20 protein-coding genes and 2 pseudogenes are annotated in these 24,756 nt (G+C 71.1%); 14 read left to right on the forward strand and 8 right to left on the reverse strand.

Annotation, left to right across the window (positions count from 1 at the left end; translation table 11 throughout):
• Positions 1–192 precede the first annotated feature (192 nt).
• Entirely contained in the window at positions 193–4,473 is a 4,281-nt protein-coding gene (locus AB0H86_RS21295) for a HAMP domain-containing protein (RefSeq protein ID WP_362440720.1), read from the forward strand.
• Positions 4,470–6,917 carry a SpoIIE family protein phosphatase gene (locus AB0H86_RS21300; RefSeq protein ID WP_362440723.1) on the forward strand — a complete coding sequence of 816 codons (2,448 nt, stop codon included), beginning with the start codon at positions 4,470–4,472 and terminating at the stop codon, positions 6,915–6,917. The genes AB0H86_RS21295 and AB0H86_RS21300 overlap by 4 nt, the downstream gene beginning before the upstream one ends.
• A gap of 31 nt (positions 6,918–6,948) precedes the next feature.
• Here the strand turns inward: AB0H86_RS21300 and AB0H86_RS21305 are convergent, their stop codons facing one another.
• Positions 6,949–7,275 carry an STAS domain-containing protein gene (locus AB0H86_RS21305; RefSeq protein WP_362440725.1) on the reverse strand — a complete coding sequence of 109 codons (327 nt, stop codon included), beginning with the start codon at positions 7,273–7,275 and terminating at the stop codon, positions 6,949–6,951.
• Between the two features lie 373 nt (positions 7,276–7,648).
• On the opposite strand from AB0H86_RS21305, the gene AB0H86_RS21310 reads away from it, so the two are divergent.
• The 8 genes from AB0H86_RS21310 (at position 7,649) to AB0H86_RS21345 (ending at position 16,769) form a co-directional block, all read left to right on the forward strand.
• Positions 7,649–8,059 (forward strand): STAS domain-containing protein, encoded by a 411-nt coding sequence (locus AB0H86_RS21310; protein WP_362440728.1) that lies wholly within the window; start codon positions 7,649–7,651, stop codon positions 8,057–8,059.
• Positions 8,060–8,247: 188 nt separating this feature from the next.
• Entirely contained in the window at positions 8,248–9,147 is a 900-nt protein-coding gene (locus AB0H86_RS21315) for an STAS domain-containing protein (RefSeq protein ID WP_362440731.1), read from the forward strand.
• Positions 9,144–9,563, forward strand: coding sequence for an STAS domain-containing protein (locus AB0H86_RS21320; protein ID WP_362440734.1), 420 nt, complete (start codon positions 9,144–9,146; stop codon positions 9,561–9,563). The genes AB0H86_RS21315 and AB0H86_RS21320 overlap by 4 nt, the downstream gene beginning before the upstream one ends.
• Entirely contained in the window at positions 9,563–10,000 is a 438-nt protein-coding gene (locus AB0H86_RS21325; protein WP_362440737.1) for an anti-sigma regulatory factor, read from the forward strand. Before AB0H86_RS21320 ends, AB0H86_RS21325 begins: the two co-directional genes overlap by 1 nt.
• Positions 10,000–11,043 (forward strand): ATP-binding SpoIIE family protein phosphatase, encoded by a 1,044-nt coding sequence (locus AB0H86_RS21330; RefSeq protein ID WP_362440740.1) that lies wholly within the window; start codon positions 10,000–10,002, stop codon positions 11,041–11,043. The genes AB0H86_RS21325 and AB0H86_RS21330 overlap by 1 nt, the downstream gene beginning before the upstream one ends.
• A complete protein-coding gene (locus tag AB0H86_RS21335) occupies positions 11,040–12,758 on the forward strand; it encodes a SpoIIE family protein phosphatase (RefSeq protein ID WP_362440743.1) in 1,719 nt (572 codons plus the stop codon). The genes AB0H86_RS21330 and AB0H86_RS21335 overlap by 4 nt, the downstream gene beginning before the upstream one ends.
• A gap of 210 nt (positions 12,759–12,968) precedes the next feature.
• On the forward strand, positions 12,969–14,345 hold the full coding sequence (locus AB0H86_RS21340) for an NAD(P)/FAD-dependent oxidoreductase (RefSeq protein ID WP_362440745.1): 1,377 nt from the start codon (positions 12,969–12,971) through the stop codon (positions 14,343–14,345).
• A 177-nt stretch (positions 14,346–14,522) separates the two neighbouring features.
• Entirely contained in the window at positions 14,523–16,769 is a 2,247-nt protein-coding gene (locus AB0H86_RS21345; RefSeq protein ID WP_362440748.1) for an FUSC family protein, read from the forward strand.
• Positions 16,770–16,813: 44 nt separating this feature from the next.
• On the opposite strand, the gene AB0H86_RS21350 is transcribed toward AB0H86_RS21345, so the two are convergent.
• The 5 genes from AB0H86_RS21350 to AB0H86_RS21370 all read right to left on the reverse strand — a co-directional run bounded on the left by AB0H86_RS21350 (position 16,814) and on the right by AB0H86_RS21370 (position 20,114).
• Complete coding sequence (locus AB0H86_RS21350; RefSeq protein WP_362440751.1) at positions 16,814–17,245, reverse strand: hypothetical protein; 432 nt, start codon at positions 17,243–17,245, stop codon at positions 16,814–16,816.
• Positions 17,246–17,274: 29 nt separating this feature from the next.
• Positions 17,275–18,108 (reverse strand): DUF1206 domain-containing protein, encoded by an 834-nt coding sequence (locus tag AB0H86_RS21355; RefSeq protein WP_362440754.1) that lies wholly within the window; start codon positions 18,106–18,108, stop codon positions 17,275–17,277.
• 277 nt (positions 18,109–18,385) lie between these two features.
• Positions 18,386–18,610, reverse strand: a complete 225-nt coding sequence (locus AB0H86_RS21360; RefSeq protein ID WP_362440757.1) for a DUF5133 domain-containing protein — start codon at positions 18,608–18,610, stop codon at positions 18,386–18,388.
• 20 nt (positions 18,611–18,630) lie between these two features.
• The gene (locus AB0H86_RS21365; RefSeq protein WP_362440760.1) at positions 18,631–19,488 is read right to left on the reverse strand and encodes a SigB/SigF/SigG family RNA polymerase sigma factor; all 858 of its coding nucleotides are present in this window, start codon (positions 19,486–19,488) and stop codon (positions 18,631–18,633) included.
• Between the two features lie 182 nt (positions 19,489–19,670).
• On the reverse strand, positions 19,671–20,114 hold the full coding sequence (locus AB0H86_RS21370; protein WP_362440763.1) for an ATP-binding protein: 444 nt from the start codon (positions 20,112–20,114) through the stop codon (positions 19,671–19,673).
• A gap of 246 nt (positions 20,115–20,360) precedes the next feature.
• On the opposite strand from AB0H86_RS21370, the pseudogene AB0H86_RS21375 reads away from it, so the two are divergent.
• From AB0H86_RS21375 to AB0H86_RS21385, 3 genes and pseudogenes are all read left to right on the forward strand, one after another.
• Positions 20,361–20,573, forward strand: a pseudogene (locus tag AB0H86_RS21375) (hypothetical protein); the annotation flags it as partial.
• A 47-nt stretch (positions 20,574–20,620) separates the two neighbouring features.
• Positions 20,621–20,812: pseudogene (locus AB0H86_RS21380) on the forward strand (ornithine decarboxylase); the annotation flags it as partial.
• A 291-nt stretch (positions 20,813–21,103) separates the two neighbouring features.
• A complete protein-coding gene (locus AB0H86_RS21385) occupies positions 21,104–21,559 on the forward strand; it encodes a cyclic nucleotide-binding domain-containing protein (protein ID WP_362440765.1) in 456 nt (151 codons plus the stop codon).
• A gap of 10 nt (positions 21,560–21,569) precedes the next feature.
• Here AB0H86_RS21385 and AB0H86_RS21390 read toward each other — a convergent pair whose 3' ends face one another.
• Both AB0H86_RS21390 and AB0H86_RS21395 read right to left on the reverse strand, forming a co-directional pair.
• Positions 21,570–22,871: an MFS transporter gene (locus AB0H86_RS21390; RefSeq protein ID WP_362440768.1), complete on the reverse strand. Its 1,302-nt coding sequence runs from the start codon at positions 22,869–22,871 to the stop codon at positions 21,570–21,572.
• Between the two features lie 161 nt (positions 22,872–23,032).
• On the reverse strand, positions 23,033–23,647 hold the full coding sequence (locus tag AB0H86_RS21395) for a LysE/ArgO family amino acid transporter (RefSeq protein ID WP_362440771.1): 615 nt from the start codon (positions 23,645–23,647) through the stop codon (positions 23,033–23,035).
• A 69-nt stretch (positions 23,648–23,716) separates the two neighbouring features.
• On the opposite strand from AB0H86_RS21395, the gene AB0H86_RS21400 reads away from it, so the two are divergent.
• Positions 23,717–24,616, forward strand: a complete 900-nt coding sequence (locus AB0H86_RS21400) for a LysR family transcriptional regulator ArgP (RefSeq protein ID WP_362441556.1) — start codon at positions 23,717–23,719, stop codon at positions 24,614–24,616.
• The last annotated feature ends 140 nt before the right edge of the window (positions 24,617–24,756 follow it).

The raw sequence follows: 24,756 nt of genomic DNA on the forward strand, positions 1-24,756 counted from the left end.
CGTGGGTACAAGTTGACGCGACACTTTTGTCCACCGCTCGGCACCTGGGTTAGCCTGCGTCGTCTTTCTCATCGAGCGGATCCGTGAACTGCGGAAACGCATGTATGACTTGCGGAGGGCCGTCCGAAACGGCCCGACTTGGTTCCGAGTCCTCGGCCGCGGGGACTCTTGGGGAGCGGAACGAGGGTGCGCATGACCACCAACACCACCGAGGTCGCTGATGCGGTCCCGGGAGATCACGAGCTGAGACAGCTCCTCGCGGGGCTGACGGCGGTCCGGGACGGGGACTTCGGTACCCGCCTGCCGGACGACGGCGAGGGCCTCATGGGCGACATCGCCACCGTGTTCAACGGCATGGTCGACCAGTTGTCCGTGTTCACCTCCGAGGTCACTCGGGTGGCCCGCGAAGTGGGAACCGAGGGGACACTCGGCGGACAGGCGGAGGTCCCGGGTGTCTCGGGAACCTGGGCCGATCTCACGGACTCCGTCAACGCGATGGCGGGCAACCTGACGACACAGGTGCGCGACATCGCCCAGGTGGCGACGGCGGTGGCGAAGGGCGACCTCTCCCAGAAGATCGACGTCCCCGCGCGCGGCGAGATCCTCCAGCTGAAGGAGACCGTCAACACGATGGTCGACCAGCTCTCCGCCTTCGCCGACGAGGTCACCCGCGTCGCCCGCGAGGTCGGCAGCGAGGGACGCCTCGGCGGACAGGCGCAGGTGCCGGGGGTCGCCGGCGTCTGGCGGGACCTCACCGACTCGGTGAACCTGATGGCGGGCAATCTCACCGCGCAGGTCCGCAATGTCGCCCAGGTGACGACGGCGGTGGCCCAGGGTGATCTCTCCCAGAAGATCACCGTCGACGCCCGCGGCGAGATCCTCGAACTCAAGAACACCATCAACACGATGGTCGACCAGCTCTCCGCCTTCGCCGACGAGGTCACCCGCGTCGCCCGCGAAGTGGGAACCGAGGGACGCCTCGGCGGACAGGCGGACGTCAAGGGCGTCAAGGGCACCTGGCGCGACCTCACCGACTCGGTGAACTTCATGGGGGGCAACCTCACCGCGCAGGTCCGCAACGTCGCCCAGGTGGCCACGGCGGTGGCGAAGGGCGACCTCTCCCAGAAGATCACCGTCGACGCCCGCGGCGAGATCCTCGAACTCAAGAACACCATCAACACGATGGTCGACCAGCTCTCCGCCTTCGCCGACGAGGTCACCCGCGTCGCCCGCGAGGTCGGCACCGCCGGAAACCTCGGCGGACAGGCGCAGGTCCGAGGGGTCTCGGGCACCTGGAAGGACCTCACGGACAACGTCAACGTGATGGCGTCCAACCTGACCGGCCAGGTCCGTTCGATCGCCCAGGTGGCGACCGCCGTGGCCCGGGGCGATCTGTCGCAGAAGATCACGGTCGAGGCCAAGGGCGAGGTCGCGGCCCTGGCGGACGTCATCAACACGATGGTCGACACGCTGTCCGCGTTCGCCGACGAGGTCACCCGCGTCGCCCGCGAGGTCGGCACCGAGGGACGGCTCGGCGGACAGGCACACGTACCGAACGTGGCCGGCACGTGGAAGGACCTGACCGACAACGTCAACTCGATGGCGAACAACCTCACCGGTCAGGTGCGCAACATCGCGCTGGTGACGACCGCGGTGGCCAAGGGCGACCTGTCGAAGAAGATCGACGTCGACGCCCGCGGCGAGATCCTCGAACTCAAGACGACGATCAACACGATGGTCGACCAGCTCTCCGCCTTCGCCGACGAGGTCACCCGCGTCGCCCGCGAAGTGGGAACGGAGGGACGCCTCGGCGGACAGGCCGAGGTGGAGGGCGTCTCGGGCACCTGGAAGCGCCTCACGGAGAACGTGAACGAACTCGCGGGCAACCTGACCCGACAGGTACGCGCGATCGCCGAGGTGGCGAGCGCGGTCGCCGAGGGCGACCTGACGCGCTCGATCACGGTGGAGGCGTCCGGCGAGGTCGCCGAACTCAAGGACAACATCAACTCCATGGTCGGCTCGCTGCGCGAGACCACCCGGGCCAACCAGGAGCAGGACTGGCTCAAGACGAACCTCGCCCGGATCTCCAGCCTGATGCAGGGCCACCGCGACCTGCCCGTCGTCGCCGAACTGATCATGGACGAGCTGGTACCGCTGGTGTCGGCCCAGTACGGCGCCTTCTACCTCGCCGAGGACACTGACGACGGCCCCGAACTCCGGCTCGTCGGCTCCTACGGCTATCCCGACGGCGACAGCAAGCCCACCCGGGTCGCCTTCGGCCGCACTCTGGTCGGTCAGGCCGCGCGCAGCCGCCGCACGATCACGGTGGACGAACTGCCGCCCGACTACGTGACCATCTCCTCGGGGCTCGGTCAGGTGGTGCCGACCGCGCTCGTCCTGCTTCCCATCGTGGTGGAGGGCCAGGTCCTCGGTGTGATCGAGCTGGCCTCGGTCACCGCCTTCACACAGATCCACCAGGACTTCCTGGAACAGCTGATGGAGACCATCGGCGTCAACCTGAACACGATCGTCGCCAACGCCCGCACCGACGAGCTCCTGGGCGAGTCGCAACGTCTCACGGCCGAACTCCAGGCCAGGTCGGCGGAGTTGCAGGAGCAGCAGGAGGAACTGCAGCACTCCAACGCGGAGCTGGAGGAGAAGGCCTCCCTGCTGGTGGCGCAGAACCGGGACATCGAGGCGAAGAACCTGCAGATCGAGCAGGCCCGGCAGGAACTGGAGGCCCGTGCGCAGCAGTTGTCGCTGGCCTCGAAGTACAAGTCGGAGTTCCTGGCGAACATGAGCCATGAGCTGCGCACCCCGCTCAACAGTCTCCTGATCCTGGCCCAGTTGCTGGCCCAGAACCCCTCGCGCAACCTCACGCCGAAGCAGGTCGAGTACGCGGGCATCATCCACTCCGCGGGGTCGGACCTGCTCCAGCTGATCAACGACATCCTCGATCTGTCGAAGGTCGAGGCCGGAAAGATGGACGTGGCGCCGGAGGTCGTCTCCCTGCGTCAGCTCATCGACTACGTCGAGGCCACCTTCCGGCCGATGACGACGCAGAAGAGCCTGGACTTCACGGTGACCACGGCCCCCGGCGCGCCCGCGGACCTGCTGACCGACGAGTCCCGGTTGCGTCAGGTACTGCGCAACCTGCTGTCCAACGCGGTCAAGTTCACCGAACAGGGCAGCGTGGAGCTGCGCATCGAGCCCGCGGCCGACGACGGGGTGCCCCAGGGCGTGCTGCGGGGCGGCACCCTCGTGGCCTTCCGGGTGAAGGACACCGGCATCGGCATCCCGGAGCAGCAGCTGGAGACGATCTTCGGTGCGTTCCAGCAGGCGGACGGCACGACGAGCCGCAAGTACGGAGGCACCGGCCTCGGCCTGTCGATCACCCGGGAGCTCGCCCATCTCCTCGGTGGCGCGGTCACGGTGGACAGCACGCCCGGTCAGGGCAGCACGTTCACCCTGTTCCTCCCGGTGGCGCGTCCCGACTTCGAGGAGTTGCTGAGCAATGGCCCGGCGCTGGAGAAGGCGCCGGACACCGGGGTCGACCGGGACGCCCTGAGAGGTCGTCAGGCGGTGGCCGGTCTCCCGGCCGGGACCGGGCAGCGCCGACGCCGTCTGCTCGTGGTGGAGGAGCGCTCTCGCGGGCTGCTGACCCTCGTCGCCGAAAGCGTGGTCGCGGACGTGGCGCACGGCCGGGGCGGCAGCGGGCCGGGAGCGGCGGTCGACATCATCACCGCCGTCGGGGCCCAGGAGGCCGCGGGGGCCCTGGCGGACGAGCCGTGCCACTGCGTCGTCCTCGAAATGGGCATGCCGGACGGTGAGGCCTCCCGGTTCCTGGAGGCCCTCCAGGGGGACTCCGCGCTGGCGAGTGTTCCGGTGCTGGTGCACAACGGTCACCGTGCCGACCTGGCCATGGAGGAGACGCTGCAGTCCCGCGCGGCGGGCGGGGCGCTGGAGTTCCTGTCCAGCCTGGACGAGTTGCGCGAGCGCATCGCGCTGCATCTCTCGGCCGAGGAACCCGGGGACGTGCTGTCCCTGGTGCGTCCCGAGGAACCACAGCAGTTGACGCCCCATGCGGTCGACGACTCGTTCGCCGGCCGTACCGTGCTCGTCGTCGACGACGACGCGCGCAACCTGTTCGCGCTCAGCGGGATCCTCGAACTGCACGGCTTCCGGGTCCTGCACGCGGACAACGGCCGCAAGGGTATCGAGGCCCTGGTGAACAACCCCGACATCGCGCTCGTTCTGATGGACGTGATGATGCCGGAGATGGACGGGTACACGGCCACGGCCGAGATCCGCAGAATGCCGCAGTACATCGGGCTGCCCATCATCGCCGTCACCGCGAAGGCGATGCCCGGCGACCGGGAGAAGTCCCTCGCCTCGGGCGCCAGCGACTACGTCACCAAGCCCGTCGACACCCGGGACCTGATCGCCTGCGTCCGCCGGTGGCTGTCCGCATGAGGCCACCGAGTTCCGAGCATCCGCACGAGCACGGCGACGCGGAGGCACCTCACGGATCCGCCACGCCTGCCCCGCCTCGTCCCGAGGGCCGGCCCGCCGACACCGAGGGGGCCGTCCCCTCGGCCTCCCCCGTGGGCAGGCTGGCCGCTACCGTCGAGCGGCTGCGCAGCGAGGTGCGGGCGGCCCAGGCGGAGGCCGAGGGGCGGGCTCTGATCGAGCTCGCCAAGGGCATCCTGGTCGAACGTCTGCAGTGCGGCCCCGCGCAGGCCTCCCGTCAGCTCGTGGAGCTGGCCGAGCAGGCGAAGGTGACGCCGCTGGAGTTGGCGGTCGAGGTCATCAACCAGTCCGCCCGGGACCGGATGTCGGAGGTGACGGACGCCTTCCTCGCCGCCACCTCAGAACCGGAGGGCGACTCGCCCGCCGTACGGCTGCGGGCCGCCGAGAGCGGTGCGCTGGCCGCGAACGACACCCAGGCCGTCGCGGACTCCCTGCTGCAGCAGGCCCTGCAGCCGTTAGGAGCGGTGGCCGTGGCGATCTGGGCGGCGGGCCCCGACGGCTCCCTCACCCTGGCGGGCAGCGCCGGGTTCTCCCCGGCCGAGGCCGCGCGCTGGCGCTATGTGCCCCCGGACGTGGCGACGGTGGCGCGGCGCGGCCTCACCGAACGCTCGGGGCACTGGATCACCTCCCTCGCCAAGACCGGTCTGCCCAGCATCGGCCGGCACCACCATCCGGACGGCGGCCGGGCCGCGCTGCCCGCCGGGACCGGCGGGCGCGTGCACGGCGTCCTGGAGATCGCCTGGCCCACGCCGCTGGCGCCACAACCGCAGCGGATAGTGCGTCAGGTGGAGGCCCTCGCCGAGTTGTGCGCGCACACGCTGGAGACGTACACCGTGATCCACGGCTCCGCGCCGGAGCCCCGGGTGCTGCCGGACGCCGCGGAGCTGATGGACCTGGCCGACGGACTGCACGATCCCGCCCTGGTCCTGGTGCCGCACCTCGACAGCTCCGGTCACCTGGTGGACTTCCGTATCCAGCATGCGAACAGCCGGTTCCTCGATCCGGCGGGCCGGCCGCGTGCCGTCGTGAACGGCGCGCTGCTGCTGGAGGCCTACCCGATGGCGGCCGGGGAGAGCGAGCTCTTCCAGCGGGTGGAGCGGGTGTACGCGACGGGCGAGGCCTTCCGCGCGCACCGGATGAACCTCACCGCCCTCGTCGACCAGGTCCCGCTCTCGGCGGTCGCCGACATCAGCGTCAGCCGGCACGGCAGCGCCGTCCTGCTGCTGTGGCGTATCGAGGACGAGACCGCCCGGCTGGCGAGCCTGTTGCAGCACGCCCAACGGCTCGGACGGATCGGCGGCTTCGAGGAGATCCTGCTGACCGGCGAGATCACCTGGAACGGCCAGCTCTTCGACCTGTACGGGCTCTCCTCGTCGAGCACCCCCGTACCGCTGGAGGAGCTCGCGGCCCACGCCCACCCGGACGACACCGCGGCCATCCGCAGGTTCCTGCGGGCGCTGCTGCACGGACGGCGGTCGGCGTCCACCGCGTTCCGGCTGCAGCGGCCCGACGGGGTGACCCGGCACATCCGGGTGGTCGCCGAACCGGTGCTGGACACGGAGGGCAGGCTGTTCGCCGTCCGCGGGGCCTACCAGGACATCTCGGCGCAGCACTGGACGGAGGTCGCGCTCGCGGCCACCCGCGACCAGCTCGCGCACAGCGAGCAGCAGGCCAGCGAACGGGACCGGTTGACCCTGCAGTTGCAGCACGCCATCATGCCGCCCACCCAGACTCCGTTGCAGGTGCCCGATCTCCAGGTGGCGGTCCGGTACCGACCCGCGGAGACCGAGCAGCTCGTGGGCGGCGACTGGTACGACGCCGTGGTGCTGCCGTCCGGGATGGTGCTGGTGTGCGTCGGTGACGTGGCGGGGCACGGGATAGGGGCGGCCACCAGCATGGTCGTGCTGCGCAACGCGCTGCGCGGTCTGGCCGTCACCGGTGCCGGGCCGGGGCAACTGCTGTCGTGGCTCAACATCGTGGCGCACCATCTCACCGGCGCCGTCACCGCCACGGCGATCTGCGGACTGTACGACCCCTCCCGGCACACCCTGCGCTGGGCGCGAGCGGGCCATCTCCCGCCGGTGCTCATGCGGGCGGCGGAAGCCGCGCCCCTGCCCCTCGTCAAGGGCATGCTGCTCGGTGCCGTTCCGGAGGCGGTCTACGAGGAGACCGAGCTCCAACTGGAGGCCGGGGACACCCTGTTGATGTACACCGACGGTCTGATCGAGCGCCGGGACCGTTCCATGGAGGAGTCGCTGCGCCATCTGCTGACCACCGCTCGCACGGTGGTGCCGAGGACACTCGACCAGCAGTTGGACCGACTGCTCACCTACAGCCGCTCGGACACCGACGACGACACCTGTCTCGTCGGCATCCGGGTCGGCTGACGGTCGTGACCGGAAGGGGGGTCCGCGGGGTTCAACAGGCCTGCAGGTAGCTGTCCCAGTGGGCCTCGGGCCAGAGGTCCGCGGCGTGCCGAAGCAATCTGCGGGGCTGGCCGGTCAGGCCGGCCACGCGCAGCCGTCCGCCGTTGCGGTCGACGGCCCGCTGCATGTCGCGGATCACGTGCAGGACCGAACTGTCCACGAAGACCACGTGGCCCAGGTCCAGGGTGAGGTCGCGGACGGTGGCGGGCAGATCGTCGGCTGCGGACTCGAGTTGTGGGCGGGACTGGGCGTCGATGTCCGTGTCGACCGTCACCAGGGCCGAAGTGCCGTCGCGGCACAGTGAGATGTACGCACCCATCGTCTTCTTGCCCCCTCTCGTCGGGGCTTGGTGGCCCGATTCCGGACCGGGTGGGCACCAACCACCGTGTCACACGTGTGGTGTCCCGTCGAAGCCCCTGGTGAGGTGTCCGTCGAAGGGCCCGCACAGCTCGCCCGCATACGGTGTGGATTCGGGGGTAAACGCGGGGCGCGGTGAAAGTACGACGACCGACTTCGAAAGGCGGACGATGAGACGCGGCTATCGCGGAACGTGGCGGGGGCCTGTGAACGGGGCTTCCCGCCGCCCGCCGGACCGATGAGAGTTTGATCACCGGACACCGCCGGAATCGGTGTGCATCGAAGCCGCACACAGGGGTAACCAGCCCTGGCCGTAAGCATTTGTGGAGGTACTCGTGTCCAATGCCCAGAACCCCTTGTCCGTCGAGGTCACCCTGCCCCGGGAGGACGTCGCCCTGATCTCGGTCGAGGGCTACTTGGACGTAGACACCGCGACGGAGTTCCAGCATCACCTGGCCAATCAACTCCACCACGGCCGACGGCATTTCCTACTGGACCTGTCGTCCGTCCCGTTCATGGACTCGTCCGGCATGAACATCATCCTGCGGGTGTACCAGGAGGCCCGCGGCATACCGGGGAGCGTGCACATCATCTCCCCCACGCCCGCGGTACGGCGGATCCTGGACCTGACCGGCGTGAGCATCACGGTTCCGGTGTCCGAGAGCCTCGACGAGGCGCTCTCCCGGGCCGACGCCTACCAGCCTGACGAGGACGTGCGGGTCGAGCAGAGCGGGCGACAGACCTGATCCGAAGGGCAGTCCACGGGCCGTCGACACGCTTGTCGACCCACCTGACCGCTTGTCCCGGGACGAGGTGTCATACGAGGTGGGGGCATGGTTACAGTGGTCGCCCGGCAGGGTCACCACGCCGTCTCGTCGCCTCCAGCGGGTTCGGTTCGACAACACGACGACGAGCACTCCGAGGAGCAATACAGGTGCCGGAGCACGAAACGGTAGGACAGCACGGATCGCCGTCGCGGGAGGTGGGGGACTTCCTGCGTCTTCGCACCGAGCAGATCGCCCAGCGGTGGGCCGACGAACCCCTCTTCCGGACGGTGTTCACCGTCTCCCGGGACGAGGCGGTGGAAGCGGGCAGGATCGTCATCGAGGCGCTGGCGCAGGTCGCCGACACGGACCAGGTGCACGATCCCGACGCTGCTGGATTCACCGTGGTGCGCGAGCAGTTGTCGCGGATGGGCGCGGCCCGCTCCCGGGCCGGTTTCACCACCGCGCAGGTGTCGAACGACGTCAACGCGCTGCGTCCGCCGGTCGAGAACCTGCTGCTCGCCGACCTCCCCGAGGAGGACTCCGACCGGGTCCGGGAGTGCACCACCGCGCTGACCGTGCTGATGGGCACCCTGCGGCTGGTGGTGCTGGAGACGGCGCTGAGCGAGGGGCAGGCCCTGATCGAGCGACAGCAGTTGCAGCTGATGGAGGTGGCCACGCCGGTCATCAAACTGTGGGACGGCATCGTGGCCGTGCCGCTGATCGGAACCCTCGACAGTGCCCGCAGCCAAGTGGTCATGGAGACGCTGCTGGAGGCCATCGTCGACCAGCACGCCCGGTTCGCGATCCTCGACATCACCGGTGTGCCCACGGTCGACTCGCTGGTGGCCCAGCACCTGATGAAGACGGTCGCGGCCGCCCGGCTGATGGGCGCGGAATGTGTCGTCTCCGGGATCCGTCCGGCGATCGCGCAGACCATGGTCCATCTGGGCCTGGACCTGGGCAACGTGATCACCCGCGCGAGCCTGGCCGACGCCCTGGCGTACACCCTGCACAAGCTGGGTGCCGACATCGTCGACGCGACGCCCGGCGGTGCGGGTTCACGGTGAGCCACGACTTCTCCCGCCCCGTCACGGGGCATGTGCCGGTCCTGCGGCTCGGTGACATCCTCCTGGTCACTCTCCAGGGGGATCTGTACGACAGCACGGCACAGCAGTTGCAGCAGGACATCGGCGAGACCATCGTCAGCACCGGGGTGACCGGGGTGGTCATCGACATCTCCGGGGTGGAGATCGTCGACTCGTTCCTCGGGCGAGTGCTGGCCGAGATCGCGGCGAACGCCCGGCTGCTGGCCGCGCGGACCGTCGTGGCCGGTATGCGGCCGGCGGTCGCGATCACGCTGGTGGAGCTGGGGCTGACGCTGCCGGGGCTGCGCACCGCGCTCACCACCGAGGCCGCGATGAACCTCCTCACCGGGCTCGATCCGGACACCCGCTCCGGCGGCCTGCGTCGGGAGAGCCGGTGATGCAGACCGCCGCGGGCGTCGAGGCCTGCCTGCCGATCCGTTCGGACATGGATCTGGTGTGGGTGCGACAGCATGTGCGGCAGGCGGCCGGCCTGCTGGGCTTCGGTCTTGTGGAGCAGACCAAGGTGGTCACCGCGGCCAGTGAACTGGCCCGCAACACCCTCGTGCACGGCGGGGGCGGACAGCTGGACACCGCTCCCGTCACCAGCGGGCGGGGCCGCGGGCTGCGGCTGATCTTCTCCGACGAGGGACCGGGCATCCCGGACCTGGAGCGGGCGCTGAGCGACGGCTACACCTCCGGCGGCGGCCTGGGGATGGGGCTGGGCGGCGCGCGGCGGCTGGTGCACGAGTTCGCCGTCGACAGCACTCCGGGGGTCGGCACCAAGGTCACGGTGGTCTCCTGGGCGGCGGTACCGCGACCGCGTGAGGAGCACTGATGCCGCGCGTGTGGGACATCCCGGTGCATGACTCGACCCGGGTGCGTGACGTGAGGGTGGCCGCGGAGCACGCGGCCGTCCGGGCGGGTCTCGACGAGCCTCGTACGGCTGCCGCCGCCCTGGTGGCGACCGAGCTGGCGACCAACCTGCTCAAGCACGCCGAGGGCGGGCAGGTCCTCATCGACGTCGTGGACCCGCCGCTGCCCGGCAGCCGCGCCCCGATGGTGCAGATCGCCGCGATCGACCACGGGCAGGGCATGGCCGACGTCCGAGCCGCCCTGCGCGACGGTTACTCGACGGCGCGTTCCCTGGGCGCCGGGCTCGGCACGTGCCGCCGTATAGCGGACGACTTCGGCCTGTACAGCCTGCCGGGACGGGGCACGGTGGCGCTGGCCCGGGTCGGTACCCGCGCGAAGGAGGACGCGCCCGCCGCCGCGGTGCGGGTCGGCGCGGTGAACATCCCTTTCGCCGGGGCGGAGTACTCGGGCGACGCCTGGGCGTGGGCCCGGTCGGGCGACCGGCTGACCCTGATGCTGGCCGACGGACTGGGACACGGTCCCGACGCGGCCCGAGCGTCGACGGCCGCGACGCGGGCCCTGCACGGCTCGGCCCACCTCCCGCCCGCCGAGGTGCTGGTCCACCTGGACTCGGCGCTGCGCGGCACCAGGGGGGCGGCCGTCGCGGTGGCCCAGGTCGACACCCGCGCGGGGGTGCTGCGGTTCGCCGGCCTCGGCAACATCGGGGCGCGGCTTCGCGAGGGCGGCACCTGGCGTTCGCTGCTGTCACGGCCCGGGATCGTGGGCGTCCACCGGCACGCCACGCTGCGTGAGGACCGTATGCCCTGGGCGGCCGACCGGCTGCTGATCCTGCACAGCGACGGCCTGCCCAGCCGCTGGACACCCCCGTCCGACCCGGACCTGCTGACGGCCGACCCCGCCGTCGTGGCCGCGGTGACACTACGTGACGCGAGCAGTTCCGCCCGGCCGGTGCGGGACGACACCGCCGTGGCGGTGCTGGCTCCGGCCCCGTCGGAGGTTCCATGACGCACAGTCTGCAGATCAGCACCGCCGTCGAGGCGGCCCGGGCCCGGATCGCCACCGCCCGGCTGGCCGCCGCGTACGGGGTGTCCGCTCTCGACCGCACCCGCCTGACCAGCGCGCTCAGCGCGCAACTGCGGCAGTGCCTCACCAAGGGCGGCACCTGGCGGCTCACCCTGGACGCCACGGCCGCGCCCGCCGAGGACGGGCTCCTGCACGCGCTGGTGACCCCGGCCGACGGCACGGGTGCCGCCGCCGCGCAGCCTCCGTGGCGGATGACGGTCCACTGCCCCGGCGCGATGGACGCGGCCGACGCCGCCACGGTCGCCGACGACCCCACGGTCCTGGCGGAGGCCCTGCTCGGCGCCGACGAGGACACCGCGCTGGTGCTGGAGAAACTCACCGAGCAGGAGGACCTGGTCGCCTTCCACCGGGAGGAACTGCACCAGACGAACCAGGGCGTGCTCGCCCTGCACGCCGAACTGGACGCCGCGGGACGCGCCCAGCGGGAGGCCTTCGCCGCCGAACGCAAGGCGCGCAACGAGGCGGAGAGCGCCCGGCGCCGGCTGACGTTCCTGGCGGACGCCAGCGCGGTGCTGACGGCGTCCCTCAACCATGACGAGATCGTGCGCCGGCTGCCCGACCTGCTGGTGCCCGAGTACGCCCGCAGCGTCGACGTCTGGCTGTTCGACGGCGACGACGACCGGCACCGGCCCACCTCGCACCCGGCGGCCGCCGTGCGCGCCGCCCGCACCGGGCGCCCCCAGTACGCCGCCGACCACCCGGGAGGACTGCTCGGCGTCGACGACCAGCCGCCCTCGGCGCTGGACCCCGCCCGGCCCCTGCTGTGCGTCCCGCTGTCGACGCGTCGCGCGCCGTGGGGCGTGCTGGTCCTGTCCCCGCCGGGCGAGAGCTGGGACCCGGACGACGCCGTGATGCTGATCGAGCTCACCAGACGGGCCAGCATCGCCATCGAGAACGCCCGGCGCTTCGAGCACAACCGGGACATCGCCGAGACACTGCAGCGCGCCCTGCTCACGGACCTGCCGACCACGCCGGGCCTCAGCCTGGCCGCCCGCTACCTTCCGGCCACGCACGGGCTCAACATCGGCGGCGACTGGTACGACGCCTTCCGGCAGCCCGACGGCAGCCTGATCACCGTCATCGGCGACGTCACCGGACATGGTCTGCACGCGGCCGTGATGATGAGCCAGTTGCGTACCGCGCTGCGCGCCCATGCCGTGGACGGCGGCAGCCCCGGCCAGTTGCTGACCCGGCTGCACGTGTTCCTGCACCACCTGCAGCCCGATCTGTACGCCACCGCGGTCATCGCCCGGTTCCGGCCCGGCGACCCCACCCTGACCTGGGCGGCGGCGGGCCATCCGCCGCCGGTGCTGCGTACCCCCGACGGGCAGGTGCACACGCTGGACGCCAAACCCGGCGCGATGCTCGGCATCCCGCTGCGGCAGGAGATCGCCGACCACACCGCGCCGCTGGTGCCCGGCTCCACGCTGGCGTTGTACACCGATGGCCTGGTGGAGCGGCGCGCACAGGGCATAGACCCGGGCATCGAGCGCCTGGCGGACGCGCTCGGGACGTTCAGCTCGGCGGAGCTGGACGCGGACCTGGACACCGCGGCGGACCGGATTCTCACGCCGCTGCTGAGCGACTCCGAGCGCGACGACGACGTGTGTCTGCTGCTCTGTCACCTGGCCGCCTGAGGTCGCGTCCGCGAAATTCCCCCTTCTTCTTTCCGTCCCGCCCCGGTGCGCTTCGGCGGCCGGGCGGGCATGGTGGTGATCGACGCGTTCGTCTGTCTGCCGTTGTCGGCGGGGACGGTCGGCACCCGGCGGGATCAATGAGGTGCGAAGCAGCGATCCTCGGGCAGGCGAATGGCGTTCGAGGCAGACCGCCTGGAGCCGCAGAAAGGGATGAACACCGTGACACGACCCAGGATCCTGGTGGTTGGCGCAGGCTTCGCCGGCGTGGAGTGCGTTCGCCGTCTGGAACGGAAACTCTCCCCCGACGAAGCCGACGTCACGCTGGTGACACCGTTCGCCTACCAGCTCTACCTTCCGCTGCTCCCCCAGGTCGCCTCCGGCGTGCTGACGCCGCAGTCGATCGCCGTCTCGCTGCGCCGCAGCAAGAAGTACCGCACCCGGATCATTCCGGGCGGCGCGATCGGCGTGGACCTGGAGGCGAAGGTCTGCGTCATCCGCACCATCACCGACAAGATTGTCGACGAGCCGTACGACTACATCGTGCTGGCCCCCGGCAGCATCACCCGCACCTTCGACATCCCCGGCCTCACCGATCACGCCTTCGGCATGAAGACCCTCGCCGAGGCCGCCTACGTCCGCGACCACGTCATCTCCCAGCTCGACCTGGCCGACGCCAGCCAGGACCCGGCGGAGCGGGCCTCCCGGCTGCAGTTCGTGGTGGTCGGGGGCGGCTACGCGGGCACCGAGACCGCGGCCTGCCTGCAGCGTCTGACGCACGCCGCCGTCAAGCGCTACCCCCGCCTGGACCCGGGGCTGATCAAGTGGCATCTGATCGACATCGCCCCGAAGCTGATGCCGGAACTGGGCGACAAGCTCGGCAGCAGCGCGCAGGAGATCCTGCGCAGGCGCGGCATCGAGATCTCGCTGGGTGTCTCCATCGCCAAGGCGGGCCCGGAGGAGGTCACCTTCACCGACGGGCGGGTGATACCCACCCGCACCCTCATCTGGACCGCCGGGGTGGTCGCCAGTCCCCTCATCGCCACGCTCGGCGCGGAGACCGTGCGGGGGCGGCTCGCGGTCACCACCGACATGAACCTGCCGGGTCACGACGGGGTGTTCGCGCTCGGCGACGCCGCCGCGGTGCCCGACGAGGCCAAGGGCGAGGAGGGCGCGATGTGCCCGCCCACCGCACAGCACGCGATGCGGCAGGGCAAGCACGTCGCCGACAACGTCATCGCGGCCCTGCGCGACCAGCCGTTGCGCCCGTACGTGCACAAGGACCTCGGTCTGGTCGTCGACCTCGGCGGCAAGGACGCCGTGTCCAAGCCCCTCGGCATCGAGCTGCGCGGCATGCCCGCGCAGGCCGTGGCGCGCGGCTACCACTGGCAGGCGTTGCGCACCGGTGTCGCCAAGACCCGGGTGATGACGAACTGGGTGCTCAACGCGATCGCCGGCGACGATTTCGTCCGCACCGGCTTCCAGGCCCGCAAGCCCGCCAAGCTGAAGGACTTCGAGTACACCGACTCGTATCTGAAGCCGGAACAGGTGCGGGCCCATGTCGAGGGCTCGGCACGGCTGGAGCAGTGACGCTCCGGGCCGCATGACCTGGAGGATTCCAGACCGCCGATCGTTTCCTGACGGTCGGCGGTCAGTCGCCGGTCGGTCGGCGGTAAGGGGAGCGACAAGGCCGGGGGCAGGCGATCCGCCCTGTCATGACATGCTGATCCGGAGATCATGACGTGACACGGGAATGAGTACGGCGGCGTGAAGGCAGCGGGACGGTCGGTCCGGGCACGACTACGGGACGGCGTCGCGGCGTCCGATCCCGGACTGCTGCGACTGGCCGCCGGCCTCAGAACGGTGGGCGCCATCGCCCTCACGATCACGGTGCTCGGCCTGCTCGGCTCCGACATCACGCATCTGGTGGCGGGGGCCATGTCCGCCATGGTCGCGACCTTCGCCATCCGGGAGAAGCAGCGCGGGCCACAGGCCGTGACCCTCGCGCTCGGGCTGCCCGTCGCGCTGACGTCCGTGACGCTGGGCGCGGTTCTCAGCTCCCGGGTGGTGGGCGGCGACGCCTTCTTCGTCGTCCTCATCTTCTGCGCGGTCTACGGCCGCCGGTTCGGCGACCGCGGCACGGCGCTCGGCCTGATCGGCTTCCAGGTCTACTTCCTGTCCCTGTTCGTCGGCGCCTCCGTCTCCGGCCTGCCGGAGCTGTACGGCGCCATCGCCATCGCCTTCGCGAGCAGCGCGCTGGTGCGTTTCGTGCTCGTTCCCGAGACCCCCGCGGGCATCCTGGAGCGGCTGCGCGAGGCGTTCCGGGCCCGGCTGGCCCAGTTGGTGTCCGCGCAGATCGATCTGCTCGACGCCGGTCCCGACGAGCTGGAGAAGGCCCTGGCGGACGTGCGCGGCGGCACCGCCCGACTGCACGAGTCGGCGATGATGATCCAGGGTCGGCTGGAGGACGGCACCGCCGACAAGGCCACGGCCCGGCTGCTGCAACGCCGGATCGCGGACGCCGAGATCGCCGCGGAGCGGCTGGGCCTGCTGGTGCTGACCGCGCGCAGCGCCGAGCGGGCCGACACCCTGACCATGCACCTGCCGGGCGCCCCCGTCCCGGCGGGCGCTCCCCTGCCGGCCCGCGACGAGGCGACCGCCACCTTGCGCCGGGATCTGGACGCACTGCGGATGCTGGTGCTGCGGCCGGTGTCCGAGAACGGGACCGCGCTGTCCCATGTCCGCAACCGGCTGCTCGGCTACCGCGACGAGGACAACCTGCCGGCCGCCCCGACGGTCGTCCAGGACGTGTTCCGGGGCATCGGCGAGGCCGCCCGCGCGGTGCTGGGGCTGCGGATCGCGCTGGGCGGAGCACAGGACGAGTCGGACGACACCCCTGCGACGGCCCGCTCGCGGGAGGAGCTGGACGCCGAGGACGCGGCGATCGACGCGGGCGAGGACGAGGTCCGCGAGGACGAGGAGGCCACCGGGCTGCGCCGGCCCACCACCCGGGCGGCCGTCCAGGTCGCGGTGGGGTCCTCGCTCGCCATCGTCGGCGGTGAGTTCCTCTCCAGCCAGCGCTGGTACTGGGCGGTGCTGACCTGCTGGATCGTCTTCATCAACACCGCGTCCACGGGCGAGATCCTGGTCAAGGGCTACCGTCGGCTGCTGGGCACCGTGCTGGGCGTGGTGGCGGGCATCGTGCTGGCGGGCCTGGTCGGCCATCACACCTGGACGGCGTTCGCGCTGGTGCTGGTGTTCATCTTCGCGATGTTCTACACCGCGCCCCTGTCGTACACGTTGATGTCCTTCTTCGTCACCGCGGCGCTGGGGCTGCTGTACACCCTCCTGCACACCTACACCTTCTCGGTGCTCGTGCTGCGCGTGGAGGAGACGGCGCTCGGCGCGGCCTGCGGGATCGTGGCGGCGGCGTTCGTGCTGCCGGTGCACACCGACCGCCGTACGAACGACCTGCTGGTCACCGTTCTGGACCGGCTCGGGGACGTCACCGAGACGGCGGTCGACCAGCTCAGCGGCGGGCCTCCGGTCGATCTGCTCGACCAGGCGCGCGAGCTGGACCAGGCGCTGGCCGATCTACGGGCGGCCACCCATCCGCTCACCCACCCCGTCACCCCGCTGCGGGCCCGGCGCGACACCGCCCGGTACGTCGTCGCGCTCCTGGAGACCTGCGCGTATCACGCGCGTTCGCTGGCCGCGACGGCCGAGCTGCTGCCCACGCATCCGTCGATAGCGGCTGATCCGAGGCTGCGCCGGGCCGGGCGGCGCATCACGCACAACATCGGGGCGATCGCCGCGCGTCTCGCCGACGAGCATGCGGCGGTCGAGATCGAGACCGGGCCGAGCATCGCCTCACTGCTGGAGCCGGACGTGCCGGGCACACCGAGGTACGGCAGGATCACCGACCGGGTGCTGCGGCATCTGCAGCGTCTGGACGAGACGCTGGCCGGTCTGGCCCGGCCACTGGGCGTTCCGGTGGCCGAGCCACGGCGGTGACGACGGGACATGCTTCGGGCACCCGGGATCCGGCCCCGGGTTCGTCAGATGTCCGTGGGCAGGTCGCTGGCTTCGGCGATGCCCCGCAGCTCGTCGTTCATCTGCTGGCGCTCGCGGATGTAGTCGGCGATCTCGCCCAGGCGCACCGGATCGGACGCGGTGGCCGCGTCGGTGACCACCCGGACCGGTCCCGTGTCGTCGATGTCCAGCTCGACGACCTCGTTGTCCAGCCGGCCGGTCACCGCGGTGGCGATGACCAGGGCGGCCTCGTCGCGGACCTCCTGGGGCAGCCCGCCGGGCCGGTCCTCGTCGAGCGCGAAGTCGAGCGCGGGCATGCGTTCTTCCTCGATGTCCCTGAGGACCGGTTCGACCACGCTGAGCAGCAGGTCGTAGTCCTCGGTGTCCATGCGGATGCGCAGCAGGCCGAGGTAGACGTCCACGGGCCGGCCGTCGGGCGGAAGCTCGGGTTCGTTCATCCTGTGCGGGTTCCCCGGGTAGGGCGGTTTCAGACCCTGCGCCAGCGTGCCATCGCGAACGAGAACAGTCCGAACAGCACGAGACCGGCTGCGACGCAGACCAGAAGCCATGGTCCGAGCGGGGTCCCGGCGAGCGAGCGGATGGTGTCGTCCAGCCCCTTGGCCTTGTCAGGTTCGTAGTCGACCGCGGCGCGTACGGCGTAGCCGCCGGCGGCGGCGAACACCACACCGCGGGCCGCGCCGCCGCCCACGCCCGTCACGTCCACCAGCCGGCGGGTGCGCGGGGACATCTCCCCGAGCTTCAGCTTGTCGTGGTACTTGCGCAGTATCGCGCGGCCGGCGATCCACACACCGGCGACGACGATCCCGACGGCGGCCGCGCCCACCAGCCACTGCCCGGCGGGTGCCTGGAGCGCCCGGGCGGTGACGTCCTTGGACTGTTTGTCGCTGGATCCGCCGCCGCCCGAGCCCGCGGCGAAGGACAGCACCGAGTAGGCGACGAACGAGTAGAAGACGCAGCGCACGGCTGACAGCAGGCGTTTCGTGGCCTTGCGGCCGTCCGGCCCGAGCGACCCGAAGACGACTTCGGACAGTCGCCACAGGGCCATGCCGACCAGGCCGACGCCGAGGGCCCACAGCAGAACGGCCCCCAAGGGTTTCTCGGAGATCTCGGCGAGGGCGCCGCCGCGGTCGGCCTGCTGCTCGCCGTCACCGAAGGCGATCTGCAGTGCGAGGACGCCGACGAGCAGGTAGATGACGCCCCGCGCGGTCAGTCCCGCCCGCGCGGCGCTCTCCGTCGCCGAGCCCTTCGCCATCCTGCGGGCGCCCATCCGACCGGTGCGCACCGTGGCACTCGTGTTCATGTGGTCCTCCTGAAGGCCGGTTGCCCCGGCCATGGGCGGGGACACCCGGCGCATGGGGTGGTGTTCGAGGTGGTGTTCCGGGTCCGGGTCCGCGCGGGCTCACGACCGTCGCGTCCTCGGGCCGCGTGTACCGCCCCCTGGGGCATGCCGCGGCCCGGGTCGGTGAGCGGGCGACCGCGGGCCGAGGTGCGCACCTCACGCACCTCGGCCCGCAGCCGCTCCGGCTCACTCAGAACGGCGACTTCGTCGCCCGCGAATTCCCGTCAGCGGATTCCCGTCATTCGGCCGATCGAGCCCGCTGGGGCTCCGGCACGGCCGCGAGCAGACGGCGCGCGGCCTTCAGCGCGACTCTCACGTCACGCGTGCCGGTGGACACGCACAGCGCGTAGGCGAGGTCACGCGCCCTCGGGCTCGGTTCGCTCACCCGGGCGGCCTCCTCTGCCGACAGAGCCTCGTACTCGTCGACGATCGCACGCAGGAATCCGGGATGGGGCATCAGCATCCGTCTGGCTCCTCGTCCACTCAGACGGCCCGCCCCCCGGAGCCGCGACCGTTGGCCCGCTGCCCCAGCGCCTCGTCGCGCACCCGGGCGCAACTGCGGGTGATGAGGCGGGAGACGTGCATCTGGGAGATGCCGAGCTGGTCGGCGATGCGGCTTTGCGTCATGTCCTCGAAGAAGCGCATGTAGAGGATGGCGCGCTCCCGCTCGGGCAGCCTGCGCAGGCCCTCCTTGGCTGACTCGCGGTCGACGACGGTGTCGTACGAGTCGTCCGAGGCACCCAGGGTGTCCGAGAGGCTGTAGCCGTCCTCGCCGGCCGAGAGTTCGGCGTCCAGCGACAGGGTGCTGAAGCTTTCGAGGGCCTCCATCCCGGCGGCGACCTCGTCCTCGGTCAACCCGGTGTGGGCGGCGACTTCGGAGTTCGAGGGCTCGGCGGAGCCCGGGTTCTGGGTCAGTTCGCGGCGCGCCACTCGTACCTTGTTGCGCAGTTCCTGCACGCGGCGGGGCACGCGCAGCGCCCACATCCGGTCCCGGAAATGCCTCTTCACCTCGCCGGTGATGGTGGGCACGGCGTAGCTCTCGAAGGCGCCGCGGTCAGGTTCGAAGCGGTCGATCGCCTTCACCAGTCCGAGGGCGGCCACCTGGCGCAGGTCCTCGACCGACTCGCCGCGGTCGCGGAAGCGGCCGGCGATCCGGTGGGCCATGGGCAGCCAGGCGGTGACGAGTTCGTCGCGGACGGCGTCCCGTTCGGGACCGTCCTCCAAAGTGGCCATCCGCATGAAGAGGGCGGCCGTGTCAGGGGCGTCGTCGTGACGGCGCCGATTCGGGGAGGTCGGCTGAGCGGGCGTGCCGGGACGGGTGGTCGAAGTATCGATGAGCATGCGGAATCGCTCCTGAAGCGGTCGGTTCAGGGAATTGCCGCGGGAAGGTCGTCGCCACGTCCGGATGACCAGGAAGGGCCCCGGAGCAGCTACACCGCTCCCGCTGGCGCGCCTCCGGTCCGAAGCACGAATGTGCGTCTGCCCTGCGCCCCTCGGGCCAAACTCCGATCCCTGAAAGGTGTTCAGGACAGGGGAACCACGGCGGTGATGCACTTCCCGCCGGAGGGCAGGTCGGTCACCCGGACGTCGTGTGCCAGCCGACAGATGATGGGCCAGCCGTGGCCACCGACGCGCCAACGCCCCTGCGGGTCAGTCGGCGGGGCGACCACCGGCAGCCGGTCACTGCGGTCGCTCACCGACACGCGTACGCCGGGCCCCGCCACGTCGACGTGGAAGTCCGTGATTCCGCCGCCGTGCAGGATCGCGTTGGTGGTGAGTTCCGAGACGACGAGCAGGGCGTCGGAGAGGGCGTCCGCGTCGCACGGGCAGTCGGTGACACGGCAGCGTTCGACGACGGCCCGCTCCACGGCCCTGCGCGCCTCTGCCGGTTTGCAGGGTCCAGCACGGCCCCGCCGTTCGGCGGCGAACGGTTCGAGGACGAACTCGGTCCTGTGCTGCTCGCACATCCCTTTCACTCCCTGATCGCTGAAGGTATGAGGTCGGGTCCGGTCACGCCGGTGACGTCTCGCCCAGGGACGGCGCCCGCGGGACCACGGCGGCTCCTGCGACCCCCGCCCCAGCGGTTTCGTCCCCTCGCCGGGAGGGTTCCCGCAGATCCCACTACTTCGGCTCACCTGTACCTGGCGTGCCAAACCTCTGGTCTCGGGAGGACCAGGGCCATTCAGGCGACGGAAGCTGGGTAGGCGATCACCATGAGCGATGTGGTGGATTCAGGCGAACTGTTGCGGCGCATCCAGCGCGCCCGGGCCTGCGCCGAGGAGGAGGAGCGGGCGTGGCGGACCCGCCGTGAGGACCTTCGCATGACCGATCCGGACGGGGCCCGCGAGGCGGCCGTGCGGACCGTGGTCTACGAGAGTCTGCTCAGGGTGCTGGACGAGATCCTGACGCCCGGCAGGTCCCCCGAAGAGAAGGGAAGTGACGTTCAGCCCGGGCCCGCATGGCAACCGACGAGGCCGCGGGGAGGGTCGTGGCCGAGATGATCACTCCGTATCCGCCCGGGATCCCCGCCGTGCTGCCCGGCGAGCGGCTGACGGAGCCGGTGCTGCGATACCTGCGTACCGGACTGGACGCGGGCATGTACCTCCCCGACGCGACCGACTCCGCACTGGAGACGATCAGGGTGGTTGCCCGGGGCGACGAGTGAGAGTCGAGTGAAACCGGTCACCTGACCCGCATTCGGCTTCGCGTAACCACCTGGATGGTTTACGGTTCATTAATAGGTGGCCATGGAGTCGACGTACCGTCCTCCTGCCCATCGATTAACGGCCCTGGCTGGTCTCCCCCGTCCAGCCAGGGCTTTTTAATGCCCCGGGGCCCGGCCACCGCACAAGCCGTGCTCGATTCTCGCCTCCGCCGAGGTGCCCGGGTCGCCGCGAGCCGCTGAAATGGGCGTAGGGAAGAACCGGAATCCGTCGCCGGCGAGGAGCCCCGTGCCATGACCAAAGCGATCAAACTACTGACCGCCCTTCCGCCGCCGCAGCGCGAGCGCCTGATGGCCCTGGCCCGGGAGGTCTTCTTCCCCGAGGACATGCGGATCTTCGAGGCGGGCGGCACGGCCGACCGTTTCTGGGTCATCCGCTCGGGCGCGGTCTCGCTGACCCAGCAGGTGACGTCCCAGCAGCGCGTGACGGTCGCCACTCTCGGCGCGGGCGACCTGCTCGGCTGGTCCTGGCTGTTCCCGCCGTACCGGTGGGACTTCGGCGGGGAGGCCTTCAGCACGGTGCGCGCGTACGAGTTCGACGCGGCGGCGGTGCTCCGACTGTGCGAGGAGGACCGGCAGCTCGGGATGATCCTGGTGCGGTCCGTGGCCGAGATCCTGGCGCATCGGCTGGAGACGACCCGGGGCAAGCTGATGGAGCAGTACGCGTTGAAGCGCCGGAGCGGCCTGTAGGGCGTCGGTCTCAGATCCGGTAGCGGCGGAGCGCCGGGACCGCGAAGGCCAGGCTCAGCATGACGACGACCACCAGGAGACCGCCGCCCGCGACCGCCGTGCGTGCGCCGAACGCCGAACCCGCCGCACCGTGCAGGACGTCCGCCAGGCGCGGACCGCCCGCGACGACGACGGTGAAGACACCCTGCATCCGGCCGCGCATCTCGTCGGTCGCGGCGGACAGCAGGATCGCCCCGCGAAAGACCATGGAGACCATGTCGGCGACGCCGGCCACGGCGAGGAACACCACGGCGAGCCACAGGCTGTCGCTCAGGCCGAAGCCGGTGATGGCCGCACCCCAGACCACGACCGCGCCGATGACCATCCAGCCGTGCCGACGGGCCCGGGAGAACGTGCCGGAGAACAGCCCGCCGACCACCGCGCCGATGGGGATCGCCGCGAACAGGAGACCGAGCGCGAGTCCTTCGCCGTAGGGGGCGTACGTCTGGGAGGCGAGCTGGGGGAACAGGGCCCGGGGCATGCCGAAGACCATCGCGACGATGTCGGCGAGGAAGGACAGCAACAGCACCTTGTGGGCGGAGATGTAGCGGAACCCGGCCACGATCTCCCGCACTCCCGCCCGGCGCGCCGAGGCCGACGCCAGCGGCGGCAGGGGAGGCAGCCGGTAGACCGCCCACACCGTGACGCACAACGCCAGGGCGTCGACGAGATACAGCTCCGGCAGGCCGATGACGGGGATCAGGACACCGGCGAGCAACGGTCCGACGACCTGTCCGGTCTGCATGACGGTGGAGCCGAGGGCACTGGCGGCGGGCAGCTGGTCCTCGGGCACCAGGCGGGCGATGGAGGCGTTGCGGGCCGGGGCGTTCAGTCCCCAGAACGCCTGCTGCACCGCGAGCAGCACCATCAGGACGGCCACCGAGTCGAGCCCGGAGACGGCCTGGAGCCAGAACAGGACCGAGGTGACGGCGATACCGCTGTTGGTGATCAGGAGCAGCTTGCGCCGGTCCATGGTGTCGGCGACCGCCCCGCCCCACAGGGCGAACACGATCAGAGGCAGCAGTCCGGCGAAGCTCGCGGCGCCCACCCAGGCCGAGGACCCGGTGATGTCGTAGACCTGCTTCGGTACGGCGACGGCGGTGAGCTGGCTGCCGACGGCCGTGACGATCGTCGAGGACCACAGTCTGCGGTAGGCGGGTATGCGCAGTGGGCGGGTGTCCATGCCCCAGCGACGCCAGCCACTCCGGGGCCGCTTCGCCTCGTCCGCGGCGGCCGTCTGTGGTTCGGTGCTGCTGCTCTCGCTGGTGTCCACGGGCTTCCTGGTTGCTTGTTACACCTATCGGGTCCGGGGTTCACTATCGCAGCATCGTCCGAGAGTTCGGGATGCGATATCTCAGGTCGTGGACAACAGGCCCTGCCGGCTGTGGACTTCACGCCGCTCGACGTGCCTCGACGTGCCTCGACATCTGGGCTTCACGTCCCCGCGACGAGCGTGACGCCGAGGGCGATCATCGTCGCGGCGATCAGTCCGTCCAGGATCCGCCAGGCGGCCGGCCGGGCCAGGAAGCGGCCCAGCAGCCGGGATCCGAAGCCGAGCGCGGCGAACCAGCACAGGCTGGCCAGGGCGGCTCCGAACCCGAACGTCCAGCGCAGCGGGCCACGGTCGGCGGCGACCGAACCGAGCAGGAAGACCGTGTCGAGGTAGACGTGCGGGTTCAGCCAGGTCATCGCCAGACAGGTGAGCACCGCGCGCCGGACCGAGCCCTCCGGCTCCCCCTCCGTACGCAGGGTGCCGCCGGGCCGGAACACCCGATGCGCGGCCAGGGCGCCGTAGCCGAGCAGGAACGCGCCGCCGATCCAGCCGATCGCGGTCAGCGCCCCCGGCCAGGCCACCACCACCGCGCCGACCCCTCCGACGCCGAGGGCGATCAGGAAGGCGTCGGACAGGGCGCAGATGCCGACGACGGCGAGGACAGCGTGGCGACGGACCCCCTGACGCAGCACGAAGGCGTTCTGGGCGCCGATGGCGACGATCAGCGAGAGGCCGGTGCCGAAGCCGGCGGCCGCGGCGGTGAGTGAAGCGGTCATGGCGTCGACGCTAGGGAAGCGATCACCGCGTGTACAGCTAATGATTCTTACGTACCATTAGCTGTCATGATGATGACCGAGCTGCCTGTCGACCAGGTACGGACGCTTCTCGCGGTGGTGGACGAGGGCACGTTCGACGCGGCGGCCGCCGCCCTGCATGTGACCCCCTCGGCGGTGAGCCAGCGGGTGAAGGCCCTGGAGCAGCGCACGGGGCGGGTGTTGCTGGTGCGCACGAAGCCGGTGCGGCCGACCGAGTCCGGCGAGGTGGTCGTGCGGTTCGCCCGGCAGTTGGCCCGGCTGGAGCGGGACGCGTCCGCCGAGCTCGGCATGAGCGGTGCCTCGGGGCCCACCCGGGTCACGATCGCGGTGAACGCGGACTCCCTGGCGACCTGGTTCTTGCAGGCGCTCACGCGGGTCCCCCAGGAACCGCGGCTCTGTTTCGAACTGCGCCGCGAGGACGAGACCCGCACGTCGGAACTGCTGCGGGAGGGTCTGGTGATGGCCGCCGTCACCTCGTCACCCGATCCCGTGGCGGGTTGTTCGGTGCGGGCGCTGGGCCGGATGCGCTACGTGGCCGCCGCGAACCCGGACTTCGCCGCACAGCATCTCGGCGGACCGCCGGCGGACGCGCTCGCGTCGGCGCCGGTGCTGGTCTTCGACCGCGACGACGACCTCCAGGACGCGTTCGTGCGCGGGCTGCGCGGCGACCGGCACGGCGCGAGTCAGGTACGGCACCACGTCCCCGCCTCCGAGGGCTTCGTCGAGGCCGTGGTGGCCGGTCTCGGCTGGGGCCTGGTGCCCGAGGCACAGGCACGGCCCCTGCTGCGCTCGGGCCGCCTCGTCCCCCTGGCGCCGGAGCGCGTGGTCGACGTACCGCTGTACTGGCAGCAGTGGAAGCTCGACTCACCGGCACTGGCCGCGGTCGCGAGGGCGGTGGCGACGACCGCGGCGGAGGCGCTGCGCGGCTAGCGGTCACCGGCCTGCGACCTGACGGCCTGTTGGCTGTTGGCTGTTTCGCCCTTGACTGATGGCTGATGGCCGACAACGCGCCCGGGCTGCCAGCCACCGCCCTGAACCGCGAAGGTGCGCGGCCGGCCGCGATCCTGTGC

This window comes from Streptomyces sp. NPDC050997, assembly GCF_040660135.1.
GTDB lineage: Bacteria > Actinomycetota > Actinomycetes > Streptomycetales > Streptomycetaceae > Streptomyces.